The following is a 14,764-nucleotide window of genomic DNA, read 5'->3' as shown; positions in this document are numbered from 1 at the left end:
TTGCGCAAACTCTTAAGTTACGCCATCGCCACGGTTGAGGGCAGATTATCTCGAGTACAATTCTACAATTAGATGTTCCTGGATAGGAATATCAATTTCCTCCCGGGTGGGGTAGCGCATAACTTTACCGCTCATATCGGCAGCCGTAAGTTCGATCCAAGCTGGAGCTTGCTTATGACCAAGAGATTCAGCGATTTTCTTCATAATTGGTGATTCTTTGCTTTCTTCCCGTACCGCAACAACGTCGTCAGCTTTTACCAGGAAGGAAGGAATATTTACGCGACGGCCGTTAACATTAACTAAGCCGTGACGTACTAGTTGTCTTGCTTGGTTGCGGCTTTCGGCCAGCCCCATGCGGTAAACAACATTGTCAAGTCTTCTTTCCAGCATAATCAAAAGGTTTACGCCGGTGATGCCTTTTTGGCGTTCAGCTTTTTCAAAGTAGTTCCGGAATTGACGCTCAAGCACGCCGTAGATACGACGGGTTTTTTGTTTTTCCCGGAGCTGAATGCCATATTCAGAAACTTTTTTACGGGTTTGACCGGCGCCATGCTGACCGGGAGCAAAACCGCGCTCTGTAAAGGAGCATTTATCGCTATAGCATCTATCGCCTTTAAGGTACAGTTTTGAACCTTCACGGCGGCATAATCTGCAAACAGGACCTGTATATTTAGCCATTCTTACCAAACACCTCCCAATTCCCTAAACTCTTCTTCTTTTCGGCGGACGGCATCCATTATGCGGAATGGGTGTTACGTCTTTAATCATATTAACTTCAAGGCCTGCGGCCTGAAGTGAACGGATAGCAGCTTCGCGGCCGGCACCAGGGCCTTTAACAAATACTTCGATTTGTTTAAGACCATGTTCCATAGCAGCTTTAGCAGCAGTTTCGGCAGCCATTTGGGCAGCAAACGGGGTGCTTTTGCGCGAGCCTCTGAAGCCGAGGCCACCGGCGCTAGCCCAAGATAAAGCATTGCCTCTAGTATCAGTGATGGTTACGATAGTGTTGTTGAAAGTGGAACGGATGTGAGCAACACCATGCTCTATATTCTTACGCTCTTTACGTTTAGGTCTGGCAACTTTCTTAGCAACCAATGGTTATCCCTCCTTTACTTCTTCTTCTTCGCGCCAACAGTCTTTTTCGGGCCTTTGCGGGTACGAGCATTGGTCTTGGTACGCTGACCGCGTACAGGCAGACCCATGCGGTGCCGCTTGCCCCGGTAAGAGCCGATCTCAATGAGCCGCTTAATGTTTAAAGCTTCTTCACGACGAAGGTCGCCTTCGACGCGATAGTTTTTATCGATGCTTTCGCGTAGTTTGGCAACTTCTTCCTCAGTTAAATCCCGTGTACGGGTATCAGGATTGATCCCGGTCTTAGCGAGGATTTCTTTGGATATTGTAAGACCAATACCAAAAATATATGTTAAAGCAATTTCAATGCGTTTGTCACGCGGTAAGTCTACACCGGCAATACGTGCCATGGTTTAATCCACCCCCTTTATTTTTAGCCTTGTTTTTGTTTATGTTTGGGATTTTCACAAATCACCATTACTCTGCCATGTCGTTTAATGACTTTGCATTTTTCACATATAGGCTTAACCGATGGCCTTACTTTCATAATTAAACCTCCTTATCGTGCGTCCGCCGTCCGCCAGTCCGCGTTCGCTCATCGACTTGACTAACGAACTTACGAACCCACGAACACAAGCTATTTAAACCTATAGGTAATACGGCCGCGTTTTAAATCATACGGTGTAAGTTCAATCGTAACTTTATCACCGGGCAAAATCCGAATAAAATTCATACGGATTTTACCTGATACATGAGCCAGTACTATATGACCGTTTTCCAGTTTTACCTGGAACATGGCATTAGGCAGTGCCTCAATGACCGTACCTTCTACTTCAATTACATCTTGCTTGGACATGAGCTATTCCCTCCTCGTCCGCTTTTAACAGCTTATCTGGGCACCTTCGATGTGGGCGAGGGCCTGACGGATTTCTTCATCGGAGGTTTTAATACCGCCGGCTAAAGCTTCCGCCACATCGTTAGCAATAGAATGCCTTTTTACGTGCTTAACGTTCTTTTTCTTAGGACTCACGACCTTACGTCCGCGTCCGTCAGCTACCAGAAGAGTTTGCGGCTTATACCACCCTACTACCACATAAGCGTGGCCAGCATCACGTCCTGCTGATGATATCACAATGTGCCCTGGGTTAATAGTTCCATCTGGCACAAGCCGTCTCCTCCTATAGTTTTGTTAATATTTCCGGACCATCGGCCGTGATGGCAATTGTGTGTTCAAAATGAGCCGAACGCTTGCCGTCAGCAGTCACTACTGTCCAGTTGTCGCTCAAGGTCTTAACCTCATGAGTCCCTGCGTTAATCATAGGCTCTATTGCTAATGTCATACCAGATTTTAATCGCGGGCCGCGTCCGGGTAGCCCATAGTTAGGTATTTGCGGATCTTCGTGCATGTTTCTGCCAATGCCATGCCCGACGAAATCACGCACTACACCATAACCATGCTCCTCAGCGTAGGCTTGAATGCTATGAGATACGTCGCCTAAACGACTTCCTGCGATAGCTTTCTCAATCCCTTTATATAGCGACTGTTCGGTAACTTCGATAAGTTTCTCAACTTCGGCATCAACTTCGCCAACCGGCACGGTAATCGCGGCATCGCCGCAATAGCCGTTAATGATGGCGCCAATGTCAATACTTACATTATCTCCATTTTTCAACCTTTTTAATCCAGGAATGCCATGTACTACCTCTTCATTAACCGAGGCACAAATGTTGCCAGGGAAGCCGTGATAGCCTTTGAAGGCCGGCACTGCACCTTTGCTTTTAATGTACTGTTCAGCAATCCTGTCAAGTTCCAGTGTAGTGACGTCAGGTTTTACCGCTTTTTTTACTTCATTAAGCGTTTCAGCCACTATCCGCCCGGCATCACGCAGGTAGTTTAATTCCCTTTGTGATTTTAATATTATCATACTTGCCCGCCTCTCAGGCTATTGACAATGTCTTGCAGGACATCATCGATAGGCTGCAGACCGTTGATTTCGGTATACAAACCTTTGTCCTGATAGTACTCAATCAGAGGCTGGGTTTGGGTTTGATAAACCGACAGGCGGTTAATTACTGTTTCTTCCCTGTCATCATCACGCTGATACAGCTCACCGCTGCACTTATCACAGACACCGCTTTTTTTAGGAGCGTTGAAGGATACATGATAAGTAGCGCCGCAGCTTTTGCAAATCCGTCGTCCAGTCATACGGCCGACCAGCTCGGATCCCGGAGCAGTAATATTGACAACCCGATCAAGTTTGATGGTAAGTTCGGCCAGCGTGCGGTCAAGGGCCTCTGCCTGAGCGATGGTGCGGGGAAAGCCGTCAAGGATGAATCCTTGCTTGCAGTCGCCTTTGGCCAAACGCTCTTTTACAATGCCGATGGTTACACTGTCAGGTACCAATTGTCCGGCATCCATGCAGGCTTTAGCCTGTTTGCCAAGCTCGGTGCCTTCTTTAACCGCAGCCCGGAACATATCACCAGTTGAGATATGGGGGATTTTAAAGTTTTCTACCAGTTTGGCCGCCTGAGTACCTTTTCCGGCGCCAGGCGGGCCCATTAACAGAATAAACATGACCATTACCTCCTACTTCATGAAGCCTTGGTAGTGACGCATAAGTACAAGCGCCTCTATTTGCTTCATGGTATCCAGAGCCACGCCCACTACTATGAGTAGAGCTGTACCACCGAAATATACACCCTGGAGGTTGGTCGCTGCTGCGACAAAGTTCGGCAGTATGGCGATTATGGCCAAGAATATTGATCCCGCTAGGGTAATCCTGGTCATAACCCGGTCTAAATAATCGGCGGTAGGCTTACCTGGCCTAATGCCCGGGATAAACCCGCCGTGTTTTTTCATGTTCTCTGCCATATCTGATATGTTCATAGTAACCGCAGTGTAGAAGTACGTGAAGAACACGATCAGAAGCGCATACAACGTTGTTTGTAGCGGCGTGCCCCACGCAAACCACCCTGCCACTGTTTTTACCCAGGGTACATCAATAAACTGAGCAATAGTTACCGGGAACATCAGCACAGATGACGCAAAGATTATCGGAATAACGCCCGCTTGATTTACTTTAAGCGGTATATGAGTGGAATGGCCGCCATACATTTTTCGGCCAACTACCCGTTTGGCATACTGTACCGGAATCCTGCGCTGGCCTTGCTGTATTGCGATAACAAACACAATCATGGCCACTGCAATGATCAGGAACAGGAAGACATTGAAGATGTTAATTGTTCCGGCTTTTACATACTCAAAGATAGTAAATAGGCCGTCCGGCAGCCTGGATACGATACCGGCAAAGATGATAAGCGAAATGCCGTTACCAATGCCTTTTTCGGTAATTTGCTCACCTAGCCACATGAGGAAGGTTGTTCCCGCAGTCAGGGCAAGCGCAATAATAAGAATCGAGCCAAAACCAGGGTTAATAATTGCTGCTTTCAGACCGAATGCCATGCCAATCGCCTGGATAAAACCAAGAACGACAGTGCCATATCGGGTGATTTGGGTAATTTTTTTGCGGCCCTCATCGCCTTCTTTGGCCCACTGTTCGAATTTCGGCACAACTACGGTAAGTAGCTGCATAATAATCGAAGCGTTGATGTAGGGTGTTATACTCATGGCAAATATCGAGAATTTGCTTAGAGCACCGCCGGAAAACAGATCTAGCAACCCAAACAGATTACCGCTGGTAAACAGCTGCTCGATAACGGCGGCGTTTACTCCCGGTACCGGGATGTGTGTGCCCAACCTGAATATCAAGAACATGACCAAGGTAAATACTATCTTCTGCCTCAGTTCAGTAATCCTTAAAATGTTCGAGAGCTGTGACAGCAATTAAATCACCTCGACTGTACCGCCGGCTGCCTGAATTTTTTCAGCGGCCGACTTAGTAAAGCCATTGGCTTTAACGGTTAAAGCCTTGGTAAGCTCGCCATTGCCTAAGATTCTAAGACCATCAAGCACTTTTTTAACTACACCGGCGTCTACCAGAGCTTCAAGATCAACAACCGCACCGTTGTCAAAGCGGTTGAGTTCAGCTACGTTAATTTCGCTATAATGTTTAGCGAATTTATTGGTAAAACCGCGCTTAGGCAGTCTTAAGTACAAGGGCTTTTGGCCGCCTTCAAAACCTGGACGCACACCGCCGCCTGCACGAGCATTTTGACCTTTGTGGCCTTTACCGGCAGTTTTACCAAGACCGGAACCAAGGCCGCGGCCTACACGGGTGCGAACTTTTTTTGAACCAGGCGCTGGAGCTAATTCATGTAATTTCATTAACAGCACCTCCTTGAACTAGTATATTGGCTATTGCCATTAGAATTTTTATTCTGCAACTGTTTCTACGGTAACAAGGTGTTCTACTTTGCGAACCATACCTTTGATTACCGCACTATCTTCTTTGACTACAGAGCTGTTGGTTTTTTTGAGACCCAATGCAGCTACTGTTGCACGTTGGTCTTCAGGTCTACCAATTAAGCTACGAGTTAAAGTAATTTTAAGTTTCGCCATTGTGTTACCTCCTTAACCCAACAGTTCTTGAACGGTTTTGCCACGCAGGCTGGCAACTTCTTCAGCGCGTTTAAGCTGGCTAAGACCGGCGATTGTAGCGCGAACCATGTTGTTGGCGTTAGATGAACCAAGCGATTTAGTCAGGATGTCATGAATGCCAGCAAGTTCAAGCACAGCACGGGCTGGGCCGCCAGCAATTACGCCTGTACCTTCGGAAGCAGGCTTTAACAGCACTTTGCCAGCGCCAAACACACCCATGATTTGGTGAGGAATGGTGGTGCCGACAATAGGTACTTTAATCAGGCTTTTCTTAGCGTCTTCTACACCTTTACGGATGGCTTCCGGTACTTCAGCCGCTTTTCCTAAGCCGAAACCGACATGGCCGTTACCATCGCCGACAACTACCAGGGCGCTGAAGGAAAAGCGTCTACCGCCTTTTACTACTTTGGCAACCCGGTTAATGAATACTACTTTTTCTTTAAGGTCAAGACCGGTGTAATCAATTCTGGCCATTAATTTCCCTCCTTTTCTTAGAATTCAAGTCCAGCTTCGCGTGCAGCAGCAGCCAGGGCGGCAACGCGGCCGTGATATATATAGCCGGCACGATCAAATACCACTTTAGTGATTCCTTTTTCGAGGGCCCGCTTGGCGATTGCCTCGCCTACAGCTTTAGCTGCATCAATGTTTCCACCGTACTCAACTTGTAATTCTTTATCCAAAGTGCTAGCCGCTACAAGAGTAGTACCAGTTTTATCGTTGATAATCTGAGCATAAATATGCTTCAAACTACGAAATACGTTGAGACGAGGGCGTTCGACGCTGCCAATTAGATTTTTCCGGGCTCTTAATTGACGTTTTTGACGCCCGATGTTTTTGCTCGGTTTACGCAGCAAGGTGTTCACTCCTTTCGCTTGAATTGCCTCTTACGAGTTTATTTCTTGCCTTTACCGCCGGCTTTACCGACTTTACGGCGGACTACTTCACCTTCATACTTAACGCCTTTGCCTTTATACGGTTCTGGTTCGCGATAGCCACGGATTTTTGCAGCAAGTGCACCGACAGCTTCTTTATCAATACCAGAAACAACAATGCGGTTAGGCGCTGGAACATCAATTGTAAGACCTGCAGGCGGCTCAACTTCCAGCGGATGCGAGAAGCCTAATGTGAGCGCCAGTTTTTGTCCGGATTTAGCGGCACGGTAACCTACGCCGGCAATCTCCAGAGTTTTGGCGAAACCTTGGGTTACGCCTATTACCATATTGCTGACCAGGGTACGGGTCAACCCATGGAGAGAACGGTGTTGTTTGTTATCTGTAGGCCGTTTGACGTTAATGATATCGCCTTCCATTTCGATAATCATATCTTTATGGAGTTGGCGGGTCAGTTCGCCTTTAGGGCCTTTAACTGTCACTACGTTGCTATCACCGATGGTTACGGTAACACCAGCAGGAACAGTGATGGGACTCCTACCAATTCTAGACATATTGCACCTCCTGTATCACTAGACTACCAAACGTATGCGATTACTTCGCCGCCGAGACCTTCTTTACGTGCGGCTTTGTCAGACATAATGCCTTTAGATGTCGAGATAATCGCAATTCCGAGGCCACCCAGTACGCGCGGCAGCTGCTCTTTCTTAGCGTAAACGCGAAGACCAGGCTTAGAAATGCGCTTAATTCCAGTAATTACTTTTTCGCGGTTCGGGCCGTATTTTAGGCTTACCCGAAGCATTCCCTGTTTGCCATCTTGAAGTGTGTCGTAGTCTCTGATAAAACCTTCGTCTTTCAGGATTTGTGCTACGGCTTTCTTGATGTTGGATGCTGGAATCTCGACTTTATCGTGAAAAACCGAATTGGCGTTGCGAATGCGAGTTAGCATGTCGGCAATCGGATCGGTCATAACCATGGTTTAGAACCCCCTTCCTATATGTTGCTGCTACTACCAGCTTGCCTTTGTTACTCCAGGAATGGCGCCTTTGTAGCTCAGTTCCCGGAAACAAATCCGGCACATTTCAAATTTGCGCATATATCCGTGTGGACGACCACATATTTTGCAGCGATTGTACTTACGCACTTTAAACTTAGGCTCGTTTTTCCATTTCTCAATTAAAGCCTTCTTGGCCACCGAATTCCCTCCTTTTTGTAAACTGTAGACTGTAAACCGGTCACCCGAAAGACGCTGCCGCGCCGCGTACACAGACGGTACGCTGGCATAAGTCTGAGAGCAACGACGCAGATGGGCGTCAATGGACAGTTTTAGTTATGCGCTAAATGGCATACCCATCAATCTTAACAGTTCCCTAGCTTCTTCATCAGTCTTGGCAGTGGTAACAATGATGATATCCATGCCACGAATCTTATCTACTTTATCGTAGTCGATTTCGGGGAAAATCAGTTGTTCTTTAACACCCATTGTGTAGTTGCCGCGTCCGTCAAAGGATTTAGGGTTTACACCGCGGAAGTCACGCACCCGGGGTAAAGAGATGTTGAAGAGTTTGTCAAGGAATTGATACATCCGCTCCCCACGCATAGTGACTTTGGCGCCGATCGGCATACCCTCACGGATTTTGAAAGCTGCGATGGATTTTTTGGCTCTGGTTATAACCGGTTTTTGACCGGCGATTAGAGTCATATCGCCTACAGCTGCGTCGAGAATCTTGGGGTTGCCTACTGCTTCACCGACCCCCATATTGATAACTACTTTCTCGACTTTAGGAATTTCCATGACGTTTTTGTAACCAAACTTTTCCATCATAGCTTGAGTTACTTCATTTATATATTTTTCTTTAAGTCTTGTAGCCATAAGTTAACCTCCTTTCAGGGAAGATGGTTTTTACTTGTCTTTATCGATAACTTCGCCGCAATGTTTGCAGGCACGTGCAAATGTGCCGCTAGCAAGCTGGGCTTTTTTAATGCGGGTAGGTTTGCTGCAAGCTGGGCATACCAGCATAACTTTGGCCGAAGAAAGCGGAGCTTCTTTTACCAAAATGCCACCTTGGGGCGCCTTTTGGCTAGGTTTAGTGTGGCGTTTTACTTTGTTTACGCCTTCAACCACTACTTTGCCTTTTTTGGGTAACGCTTCCACGATTTTGCCTTGTTTGCCTTTATCCTTGCCTGACAGTACAACTACTTTATCGCCTTTTTTTACATGCAATTTTTGGGCTTCGGACACTCCGGACACCTCCTTAATCTAGATAACTTCAGGCGCCAGTGAGATAATTTTCATGAAATCTTTGTCCCTGAGTTCGCGGGCTACAGGTCCAAATATCCGTGTACCTCTCGGGCTTTTATCTTCTTTAATAACAACTGCGGCGTTTTCATCAAACCGGATGTACGAACCGTCCGGACGACGTAATCCCTTACTGGAACGAACAACAACGGCTTTAATTACATCGCCTTTCTTGACAACGCCACCGGGTGTAGCGTCTTTAACAGACGCAACGATAACATCGCCAATGTTGGCATAGCGGCGGTATGAGCCACCCAGTACGCGGATGCACATAATTTGCTTTGCGCCGGTATTATCAGCAACATTCAGTATACTCTGTTGTTGAATCATAGTGCTTATCCTCCTTCCTCATGTGACTCGATGCCTGGTTAAGAGCAGTCGAGCTTTAGAAGCTTACTTCGCCTTTGGGTTATTACTATCTTGCTCTTTCGAGAACTTCTACCACGCGCCAGCGCTTTTCTTTAGACAGTGGGCGGGTTTCCATAATCTTAACGGTATCACCAATATGGCTTTCGTTATTCTCATCATGAGCTTTAAACTTAACAGTTTGTTTAATGGATTTATGATACAACGGGTGACGTACTAAACGCTCAACCGCGATTACTACTGTTTTGTCCATTTTATCGCTTACTACCTTACCGATACGGACCTTGCGCTCGTTTCTTTCAACGGTCACTCTGCATTGCCTCCCTTCATACTCACTAACATAGTGCCCAAATTACTGAGCTTTAAGTTCACGTTGACGCTGAACAGTTTTGATGCGGGCAATTGTTTTCTTGACGGCAGGAATCCGCATAGGGTTATCCAATTGGCCGGTAGCATGTTGGAACCGCAGGTTAAACAGTTCCTCTTTCAGCTTGGTAAAATTTTGCTCAAGTTCGGCTGCACTCATATCGCGGATATCTTTAGCCTTCATTTACTTCACCACCCGCTTTAGCATTGACACCAGGTGCGTCCATGTCCAAATGCGCGGTTTCCTCCCGCGTAACGAACTTAGTTTTAATGGGCAGCTTGTGCGCAGCAAGACGCATAGCTTCACGAGCTGTTTCTTCAGGCACGCCGTCCATTTCAAACATTACACGACCAGGTTTAACAACAGCAACCCAGTACTCCGGTGAACCTTTACCACTACCCATGCGAGTTTCAGCAGGCTTAGCAGTAATCGGCTTATCCGGGAATATTTTAATCCAAACTTTACCGCCCCGTTTAATATAACGGGTCATGGCGATACGGGCTGCTTCGATTTGACGGTTGGTAATCCAAGCCGGCTCAAGAGCAACCAGACCAAACTCACCGTGAGAAACGGTATTGCCTTTAGTGGCTTTACCGGTCATACGGCCGCGGAATTGTTTGCGGTGTTTCACTCTTTTTGGAATCAGCATTATTTCTCGCCCCCTTCAGTGGCGGCAGCGGCAACAACAGTCTTTTTAGCTTCAGGCAGGACTTCACCTTTATAAATCCAGACTTTTACGCCGATCCGGCCGTAGGTGGTGTGAGCTTCAGCAGTGCCATAGTCAATATCAGCACGCAAAGTGTGAAGAGGAATACTGCCTTCGCGATAGCTTTCAGTACGAGCAATCTCAGCGCCGCCTAAACGACCGCCAACCATTACTTTAATACCTTTTGCGCCCATACGCATTGTACGAGTTACTGATTGCTTCATTGCCCGACGGAAAGCAATACGCTTTTCGAGCTGAGCTGCAATGTTTTCAGCAACTAAAGTTGCATCAAGTTCGGCTTGCTTAATTTCGGCAATGTTAACTTCAATGTTCTTGCCGGTAAGCTCTTTCAGCCATTTTTTAATATTTTCAATTCCGCTGCCGCCGCGCCCAATCACCATGCCAGGCTTAGCAGTGTGAATAGTAACTTTCACTCGGTTGGCCGCACGCTCAATAATGATCTGCGACACATTCGAAGTGTAAAGTTTTTCTTTCAGCATATCACGCATTTTGATATCTTCATGCAGGTTTTTAGCATAATCTTTGTCGGCATACCATTTTGCGTCCCAGGTTTTTACAATGCCAAGACGAAGACCATGCGGATTAACTTTTTGACCCACTAAATTTCCCTCCTTCGTCGTTAGCTTATCTTTCTTTAACAACCAGTGTTACGTGGCTGGTACGCTTTAAAATTTTGAACGCCTGGCCGCGTGACCGCGGGTGAATGCGCTTCAAGGTCGGACCCTGATCAACAAATGCCTGTGATACATAGAGAGTATCGACGTTCAGGTCGTAGTTGTGTTCAGCATTAGCAATAGCTGATTTAAGCACTTTTTCCAGAACTTCAGCTCCGACTTTCGGAGTGTATTTCAAAATCGCAAAAGCTTCGCCCACGTTTTTGCCGCGAATTAAGTCAATAACTATGCGGATTTTACGGGGAGCAATGCGAATATGTCTGGCGATTGCTTTAGCTTCCATTATTTAACCCCCTTCCGGCTATAATCCCGGATTTTTGCTAAGCGTATGTTATCTTACCCCAGTAGACCGTTCAGAGCCGCTGTGGCCTTTATAAGTCCGGGTCGGCGCAAATTCGCCAAGTTTGTGACCAACCATATCTTCGGTAACATATACCGGTACATGTTTGCGTCCGTCATGAACAGCCAGTGTGTGTCCTACAAAGGTAGGCAGAATCGTCGAGCTGCGCGACCAGGTTTTGATAACTTTTTTATCATTTTTAGCATTAAGCGCATCAATTTTCTTGAGCAGGCTTTCATGCACATAAGGTCCTTTTTTAATTGATCTTGACACCTAAATAGCCTCCTTTCGTGTGTTCGCGTTATTGCAGTGAGACTACTTCCGTCTCTTAACAATCAGCTTGTCAGAAGCTTTGCTTTTGCGGGTTTTAGCACCCATTGCACATTTGCCCCACGGAGTAACCGGATGCTTACGACCGATAGGCGAACGGCCTTCACCACCGCCATGCGGATGGTCAATCGGGTTCATTGCGACACCGCGGTTAGCAGGACGAATGCCGAGCCAACGCGAACGGCCAGCTTTACCAATAGTGATATTTTCATGTTCAAGGTTTCCTACCTGACCGATAGTAGCCCGGCAGTTAATATGAACTTTTCTAAGTTCACCAGATGGCAATCTAAGGAGTGCGTGGCTGCCTTCTTTAGCCATAAGCTGAGCGGAAGCACCGGCCGAACGGACCAATTGGCCGCCTTTGCCGATTTTCATTTCAATGTTGTGCAGTTGAGTACCTACCGGGATATTCTTAAGTGCTAAAGCGTTACCTGGTTTGATATCGGCTTCAGGGCCGCTCATGATGGTATCGCCCACCTTAAGACCGTTAGGAGCTAGAATATAACGTTTTTCGCCGTCAGCATAATTTAAGAGGGCAATCCGTGCTGAACGGTTAGGATCATATTCAATAGTTGCAATTTTTGCGGGAATACCGTCTTTATTGCGTTTAAAGTCAATAACACGGTACAGACGCTTGTGTCCGCCGCCTTGATGCCGCACGGTTAAACGACCTTGCTGGTTACGACCGGCGTGTTTTTGGAGACGCTCGGTCAGAGAACGCTCGGGACGATCTGCGGTAATATCCGAAAAATCGGCTACCGTCATAAATCTTCTGCCAGGAGCGTATGGTTTAAAACTTTTAACTGGCATTTGTGCCCCTCCTTTTTAGGAAATTGTGGTTATACACCTTCAAAGAATTCAATGCGCTCGCCGGGAGCCAGTTTTACAATGGCTTTTTTAAAGTCCGGGCGTTTGCCGATATGCTTGCCCATGCGCTTAGTCTTGCCCATTACCCGGAGGGTATTGACATCAAGAACTTTGACTTTGAAGATTTGTTCAACAGCTTGACGAATTTCAACTTTATTGGCTGTTAAGGGCACAATAAAAGTATATTTGTTGTCAGCCATCATACTGGTGGTTTTCTCAGTAATGTACGGCTTAATGAGTACATCGCGCAGGTTTGCCATTATGCCAGCACCTCCTCAATCTTGGCGACTGCATCTTTGGTTACCAGCACCTTATCATGGTGAAGCAGGTCGTATACATTAAGTCCCATGGTGTTAATAGCTTTAACGCCAGGAATGTTACGGGATGACTTTACGACATTGTCATTTTGATCGACTGTGATAATAAGTGCCTTATTATCGCTAGCCTCAAAATTACCAAGAAGTTTAACGACATCCTTTGTTTTCGGTTCAGCAAAGTTGATGTCTTCGACAACCAGCAAGCCACCATCATTTACTTTAGCGGTTAATGCTGATTTAATCGCCAGACGACGAACTTTGCGAGGCATACTAAATTTGTAGCTGCGCGGATGCGGTCCAAACGCAACACCGCCACCTACCCATAATGGGGACCGGATGCTGCCAGCCCGTGCCCGGCCGGTACCTTTTTGTTTCCAGGGTTTTCTGCCGCCACCGCGTACCATAGATCTGGTCTTTGTTGCGTGAGTGCCGTGACGCTGGCTTGCCAGCTGCATAACAACTGCCTGATGAACAACGGCTTCGTTTATTTCTACGCCAAATACGCTATCATTAAGTTCAATTTCACCGGTCTTTGCGCCGGTCATATCATATACTGCCACTTTCGGCATATAGCACATCCTCCTTTCGATGCTCGCAACCTGCTCTTTACGTTTAAACGTAAGGCCGCAAGCTGCGATTACTTAGTGGGTTTTACTGTATTTTTTACGATTACAAAACTACCTTTAGGTCCGGGAACAGCACCTTTAACCAGTAGAAGGTTGCGGGGTACATCTACACGGACTACTTGCAGACGTTGAACGGTTACTTTTTGTCCGCCCATACGACCGGGAAGTTTCTTGCCTTTGAATACTTTACCGCCGCCGCCGCTCATCCGGGAACCAATAGTACCGGGTTCGCGATGGGACTTAGAGCCATGGGCCATAGGTCCGCGGGCAAAGTTATGTCGTTTAATGCCGCCGGCAAATCCTTTACCTTTAGCAGTGCCAGTTACATCAATCAGTTCGCCTTCGCTGAATACATCAGCGCTCAGAACTTGACCTACTGTATATTCAGAGGCTCCAGGCAGACGCAGTTCACGGATAAATTTTACCGGTTTGACGTTGGCCTTTGCAAAGTGACCCTTCAACGGCTTGTTGACATGTTTGTCTTTGACAGCGCCAAACCCAAGCTGCACTGCATTGTAGCCATCATTTTCAACGGTTTTGTTTTGTACTACGACGTTGGGGCCGGCTTCAATAACAGTAACCGGAATAACTTTACCCTCAGCCGTAAAGATTTGGGTCATACCCAGTTTTTTTCCTAAAATTCCTTTAGCCATTATCGCACCTCCTCCTACAGCTTGATTTCAATGTCCACACCAGCCGGCAAGTCGAGACGCATTAAGGCATCTACCGTCTTGGGAGTCGGCTCCAGGATGTCAATTAGACGCTTGTGTGTCCGCATTTCGAATTGTTCGCGGGAGTCTTTATTGACATGGGGTGAACGAAGAATAGTGAAAATATTTTTCTCTGTAGGAAGCGGAATAGGACCGGAAACCATGGCGCCAGTACGTTTTGCGGTTTCGACAATCTTGGCCGCACTTTGGTCGAGCGCCTTGTGGTCATACGCCTTAAGGCGGATTCTGATTTTTTGTTGTTTAGCCATTTATTTATTCCTCCTTATCGCCCAGTTTCTCTGAACGGACATTCTCGGTGGAAATTTCCCCGCGCGTGCGGGCCACCTTCCACGTCATCGCCGGTCAATATCCCGGCAAAAGGCGGCATCAGCCGCCCTTGCCAGATATTATTAAAAGCTTTTATTATTTAACAATCGCGGTAACAACACCGGCGCCAACAGTACGGCCGCCTTCGCGAATTGCGAAACGCAGACCTTCTTCAATAGCAATCGGGGTGATAAGCGCAATGTTCATTTGAATGTTGTCGCCAGGCATTACCATTTCTACGCCTTCTGGCAGGGTGACAACTCCGGTTACGTCAGTTGTCCGGAAATAGAACTGC

30 protein-coding genes and 1 pseudogene are annotated in these 14,764 nt (G+C 47.0%); all 31 read right to left on the bottom strand.

What is annotated here, in order from left to right; genetic code table 11:
• Positions 1–45: 45 nt before the first annotated feature.
• A complete protein-coding gene (gene rpsD / locus VN447_RS15110) occupies positions 46–678 on the bottom strand; it encodes a 30S ribosomal protein S4 (RefSeq protein WP_325526173.1) in 633 nt (210 codons plus the stop codon).
• Positions 679–702: 24 nt separating this feature from the next.
• Complete coding sequence (rpsK, locus tag VN447_RS15105; protein WP_325526172.1) at positions 703–1,095, bottom strand: 30S ribosomal protein S11; 393 nt, start codon at positions 1,093–1,095, stop codon at positions 703–705.
• Positions 1,096–1,109: 14 nt separating this feature from the next.
• Positions 1,110–1,481 carry a 30S ribosomal protein S13 gene (gene rpsM, locus VN447_RS15100; protein WP_325526171.1) on the bottom strand — a complete coding sequence of 124 codons (372 nt, stop codon included), beginning with the start codon at positions 1,479–1,481 and terminating at the stop codon, positions 1,110–1,112.
• A gap of 23 nt (positions 1,482–1,504) precedes the next feature.
• The gene (gene rpmJ, locus VN447_RS15095; RefSeq protein WP_094607412.1) at positions 1,505–1,618 is read right to left on the bottom strand and encodes a 50S ribosomal protein L36; all 114 of its coding nucleotides are present in this window, start codon (positions 1,616–1,618) and stop codon (positions 1,505–1,507) included.
• 90 nt (positions 1,619–1,708) lie between these two features.
• Complete coding sequence (gene infA, locus VN447_RS15090) at positions 1,709–1,927, bottom strand: translation initiation factor IF-1 (RefSeq protein WP_084577080.1); 219 nt, start codon at positions 1,925–1,927, stop codon at positions 1,709–1,711.
• Between the two features lie 24 nt (positions 1,928–1,951).
• Positions 1,952–2,236: a KOW domain-containing RNA-binding protein gene (locus tag VN447_RS15085; RefSeq protein ID WP_325526170.1), complete on the bottom strand. Its 285-nt coding sequence runs from the start codon at positions 2,234–2,236 to the stop codon at positions 1,952–1,954.
• A 13-nt stretch (positions 2,237–2,249) separates the two neighbouring features.
• Positions 2,250–2,996 (bottom strand): type I methionyl aminopeptidase, encoded by a 747-nt coding sequence (map, locus tag VN447_RS15080; protein ID WP_325526169.1) that lies wholly within the window; start codon positions 2,994–2,996, stop codon positions 2,250–2,252.
• Positions 2,993–3,646: an adenylate kinase gene (locus VN447_RS15075; protein WP_325526168.1), complete on the bottom strand. Its 654-nt coding sequence runs from the start codon at positions 3,644–3,646 to the stop codon at positions 2,993–2,995. Before VN447_RS15075 ends, map begins: the two co-directional genes overlap by 4 nt.
• A gap of 12 nt (positions 3,647–3,658) precedes the next feature.
• Positions 3,659–4,915, bottom strand: coding sequence for a preprotein translocase subunit SecY (gene secY, locus VN447_RS15070; RefSeq protein ID WP_325526167.1), 1,257 nt, complete (start codon positions 4,913–4,915; stop codon positions 3,659–3,661).
• Positions 4,916–5,356, bottom strand: a complete 441-nt coding sequence (gene rplO, locus VN447_RS15065) for a 50S ribosomal protein L15 (RefSeq protein ID WP_325526166.1) — start codon at positions 5,354–5,356, stop codon at positions 4,916–4,918.
• A 48-nt stretch (positions 5,357–5,404) separates the two neighbouring features.
• Positions 5,405–5,590 (bottom strand): 50S ribosomal protein L30, encoded by a 186-nt coding sequence (rpmD, locus tag VN447_RS15060; RefSeq protein WP_325526165.1) that lies wholly within the window; start codon positions 5,588–5,590, stop codon positions 5,405–5,407.
• Between the two features lie 12 nt (positions 5,591–5,602).
• A complete protein-coding gene (gene rpsE / locus VN447_RS15055; RefSeq protein ID WP_325526164.1) occupies positions 5,603–6,103 on the bottom strand; it encodes a 30S ribosomal protein S5 in 501 nt (166 codons plus the stop codon).
• A gap of 17 nt (positions 6,104–6,120) precedes the next feature.
• Positions 6,121–6,483: a 50S ribosomal protein L18 gene (rplR, locus tag VN447_RS15050; protein WP_325526163.1), complete on the bottom strand. Its 363-nt coding sequence runs from the start codon at positions 6,481–6,483 to the stop codon at positions 6,121–6,123.
• A 38-nt stretch (positions 6,484–6,521) separates the two neighbouring features.
• Entirely contained in the window at positions 6,522–7,073 is a 552-nt protein-coding gene (gene rplF, locus VN447_RS15045) for a 50S ribosomal protein L6 (RefSeq protein WP_325526162.1), read from the bottom strand.
• A gap of 23 nt (positions 7,074–7,096) precedes the next feature.
• Positions 7,097–7,495: a 30S ribosomal protein S8 gene (gene rpsH, locus VN447_RS15040; protein WP_325526161.1), complete on the bottom strand. Its 399-nt coding sequence runs from the start codon at positions 7,493–7,495 to the stop codon at positions 7,097–7,099.
• A 33-nt stretch (positions 7,496–7,528) separates the two neighbouring features.
• Positions 7,529–7,714 carry a type Z 30S ribosomal protein S14 gene (locus tag VN447_RS15035; protein ID WP_075752846.1) on the bottom strand — a complete coding sequence of 62 codons (186 nt, stop codon included), beginning with the start codon at positions 7,712–7,714 and terminating at the stop codon, positions 7,529–7,531.
• 135 nt (positions 7,715–7,849) lie between these two features.
• Positions 7,850–8,392, bottom strand: a complete 543-nt coding sequence (gene rplE, locus VN447_RS15030) for a 50S ribosomal protein L5 (protein WP_325526160.1) — start codon at positions 8,390–8,392, stop codon at positions 7,850–7,852.
• Positions 8,393–8,422: 30 nt separating this feature from the next.
• A complete protein-coding gene (gene rplX / locus VN447_RS15025) occupies positions 8,423–8,761 on the bottom strand; it encodes a 50S ribosomal protein L24 (protein WP_325526159.1) in 339 nt (112 codons plus the stop codon).
• Between the two features lie 18 nt (positions 8,762–8,779).
• Positions 8,780–9,148 (bottom strand): 50S ribosomal protein L14, encoded by a 369-nt coding sequence (gene rplN / locus VN447_RS15020; RefSeq protein ID WP_325526158.1) that lies wholly within the window; start codon positions 9,146–9,148, stop codon positions 8,780–8,782.
• 85 nt (positions 9,149–9,233) lie between these two features.
• A complete protein-coding gene (gene rpsQ, locus VN447_RS15015) occupies positions 9,234–9,494 on the bottom strand; it encodes a 30S ribosomal protein S17 (protein WP_325526157.1) in 261 nt (86 codons plus the stop codon).
• A gap of 42 nt (positions 9,495–9,536) precedes the next feature.
• Positions 9,537–9,734: a 50S ribosomal protein L29 gene (gene rpmC / locus VN447_RS15010; protein WP_144348538.1), complete on the bottom strand. Its 198-nt coding sequence runs from the start codon at positions 9,732–9,734 to the stop codon at positions 9,537–9,539.
• Positions 9,724–10,200: a 50S ribosomal protein L16 gene (rplP, locus tag VN447_RS15005; RefSeq protein ID WP_325526156.1), complete on the bottom strand. Its 477-nt coding sequence runs from the start codon at positions 10,198–10,200 to the stop codon at positions 9,724–9,726. Before rplP ends, rpmC begins: the two co-directional genes overlap by 11 nt.
• Entirely contained in the window at positions 10,200–10,877 is a 678-nt protein-coding gene (gene rpsC, locus VN447_RS15000) for a 30S ribosomal protein S3 (protein WP_325526155.1), read from the bottom strand. Before rpsC ends, rplP begins: the two co-directional genes overlap by 1 nt.
• Positions 10,878–10,902: 25 nt before the next feature.
• Positions 10,903–11,235 carry a 50S ribosomal protein L22 gene (rplV, locus tag VN447_RS14995; protein WP_325526154.1) on the bottom strand — a complete coding sequence of 111 codons (333 nt, stop codon included), beginning with the start codon at positions 11,233–11,235 and terminating at the stop codon, positions 10,903–10,905.
• Between the two features lie 48 nt (positions 11,236–11,283).
• Positions 11,284–11,565: a 30S ribosomal protein S19 gene (rpsS, locus tag VN447_RS14990; RefSeq protein ID WP_325526153.1), complete on the bottom strand. Its 282-nt coding sequence runs from the start codon at positions 11,563–11,565 to the stop codon at positions 11,284–11,286.
• Positions 11,566–11,607: 42 nt separating this feature from the next.
• Positions 11,608–12,432: a 50S ribosomal protein L2 gene (gene rplB / locus VN447_RS14985; protein ID WP_325526152.1), complete on the bottom strand. Its 825-nt coding sequence runs from the start codon at positions 12,430–12,432 to the stop codon at positions 11,608–11,610.
• Positions 12,433–12,461: 29 nt separating this feature from the next.
• The gene (gene rplW / locus VN447_RS14980) at positions 12,462–12,749 is read right to left on the bottom strand and encodes a 50S ribosomal protein L23 (protein ID WP_325526151.1); all 288 of its coding nucleotides are present in this window, start codon (positions 12,747–12,749) and stop codon (positions 12,462–12,464) included.
• Positions 12,749–13,375: a 50S ribosomal protein L4 gene (gene rplD, locus VN447_RS14975; RefSeq protein WP_325526150.1), complete on the bottom strand. Its 627-nt coding sequence runs from the start codon at positions 13,373–13,375 to the stop codon at positions 12,749–12,751. The genes rplW and rplD overlap by 1 nt, the downstream gene beginning before the upstream one ends.
• 68 nt (positions 13,376–13,443) lie before the next feature.
• A complete protein-coding gene (rplC, locus tag VN447_RS14970; RefSeq protein WP_325526149.1) occupies positions 13,444–14,085 on the bottom strand; it encodes a 50S ribosomal protein L3 in 642 nt (213 codons plus the stop codon).
• Positions 14,086–14,099: 14 nt separating this feature from the next.
• Complete coding sequence (rpsJ, locus tag VN447_RS14965; RefSeq protein WP_021168692.1) at positions 14,100–14,411, bottom strand: 30S ribosomal protein S10; 312 nt, start codon at positions 14,409–14,411, stop codon at positions 14,100–14,102.
• A 154-nt stretch (positions 14,412–14,565) separates the two neighbouring features.
• Positions 14,566–14,764, bottom strand: a pseudogene (gene tuf / locus VN447_RS14960) (elongation factor Tu); the annotation flags it as partial.

The organism is Sporomusa sp. (assembly GCF_035561155.1).
Lineage (GTDB): Bacteria > Bacillota > Negativicutes > Sporomusales > Sporomusaceae > Sporomusa.
This window is presented reverse-complemented; position numbering and strand designations above follow the sequence as displayed.

What these genes read in the sequence shown, in the direction of transcription:
- rplW (WP_325526151.1), bottom strand. Translation starts at nt 12,749, where the DNA reads ATGGCAAACCTGCGCGATGTACTCATTAAGCCGTACATTACTGAGAAA.
- rplO (WP_325526166.1), bottom strand. Translation starts at nt 5,356, where the DNA reads ATGAAATTACATGAATTAGCTCCAGCGCCTGGTTCAAAAAAAGTTCGC.
- rplE (WP_325526160.1), bottom strand. Translation starts at nt 8,392, where the DNA reads ATGGCTACAAGACTTAAAGAAAAATATATAAATGAAGTAACTCAAGCT.
- rplP (WP_325526156.1), bottom strand. Translation starts at nt 10,200, where the DNA reads ATGCTGATTCCAAAAAGAGTGAAACACCGCAAACAATTCCGCGGCCGT.
- rplC (WP_325526149.1), bottom strand. Translation starts at nt 14,085, where the DNA reads ATGGCTAAAGGAATTTTAGGAAAAAAACTGGGTATGACCCAAATCTTT.
- rpsJ (WP_021168692.1), bottom strand. Translation starts at nt 14,411, where the DNA reads ATGGCTAAACAACAAAAAATCAGAATCCGCCTTAAGGCGTATGACCAC.
- infA (WP_084577080.1), bottom strand. Translation starts at nt 1,927, where the DNA reads ATGTCCAAGCAAGATGTAATTGAAGTAGAAGGTACGGTCATTGAGGCA.
- rpmD (WP_325526165.1), bottom strand. Translation starts at nt 5,590, where the DNA reads ATGGCGAAACTTAAAATTACTTTAACTCGTAGCTTAATTGGTAGACCT.
- rpsE (WP_325526164.1), bottom strand. Translation starts at nt 6,103, where the DNA reads ATGGCCAGAATTGATTACACCGGTCTTGACCTTAAAGAAAAAGTAGTA.
- rplD (WP_325526150.1), bottom strand. Translation starts at nt 13,375, where the DNA reads ATGCCGAAAGTGGCAGTATATGATATGACCGGCGCAAAGACCGGTGAA.
- rpmJ (WP_094607412.1), bottom strand. Translation starts at nt 1,618, where the DNA reads ATGAAAGTAAGGCCATCGGTTAAGCCTATATGTGAAAAATGCAAAGTC.
- rpsD (WP_325526173.1), bottom strand. Translation starts at nt 678, where the DNA reads ATGGCTAAATATACAGGTCCTGTTTGCAGATTATGCCGCCGTGAAGGT.
- rpsH (WP_325526161.1), bottom strand. Translation starts at nt 7,495, where the DNA reads ATGGTTATGACCGATCCGATTGCCGACATGCTAACTCGCATTCGCAAC.
- rpsM (WP_325526171.1), bottom strand. Translation starts at nt 1,481, where the DNA reads ATGGCACGTATTGCCGGTGTAGACTTACCGCGTGACAAACGCATTGAA.
- rplB (WP_325526152.1), bottom strand. Translation starts at nt 12,432, where the DNA reads ATGCCAGTTAAAAGTTTTAAACCATACGCTCCTGGCAGAAGATTTATG.
- rplN (WP_325526158.1), bottom strand. Translation starts at nt 9,148, where the DNA reads ATGATTCAACAACAGAGTATACTGAATGTTGCTGATAATACCGGCGCA.
- VN447_RS15075 (WP_325526168.1), bottom strand. Translation starts at nt 3,646, where the DNA reads ATGTTTATTCTGTTAATGGGCCCGCCTGGCGCCGGAAAAGGTACTCAG.
- map (WP_325526169.1), bottom strand. Translation starts at nt 2,996, where the DNA reads ATGATAATATTAAAATCACAAAGGGAATTAAACTACCTGCGTGATGCC.
- rplV (WP_325526154.1), bottom strand. Translation starts at nt 11,235, where the DNA reads ATGGAAGCTAAAGCAATCGCCAGACATATTCGCATTGCTCCCCGTAAA.
- rplF (WP_325526162.1), bottom strand. Translation starts at nt 7,073, where the DNA reads ATGTCTAGAATTGGTAGGAGTCCCATCACTGTTCCTGCTGGTGTTACC.
- rpmC (WP_144348538.1), bottom strand. Translation starts at nt 9,734, where the DNA reads ATGAAGGCTAAAGATATCCGCGATATGAGTGCAGCCGAACTTGAGCAA.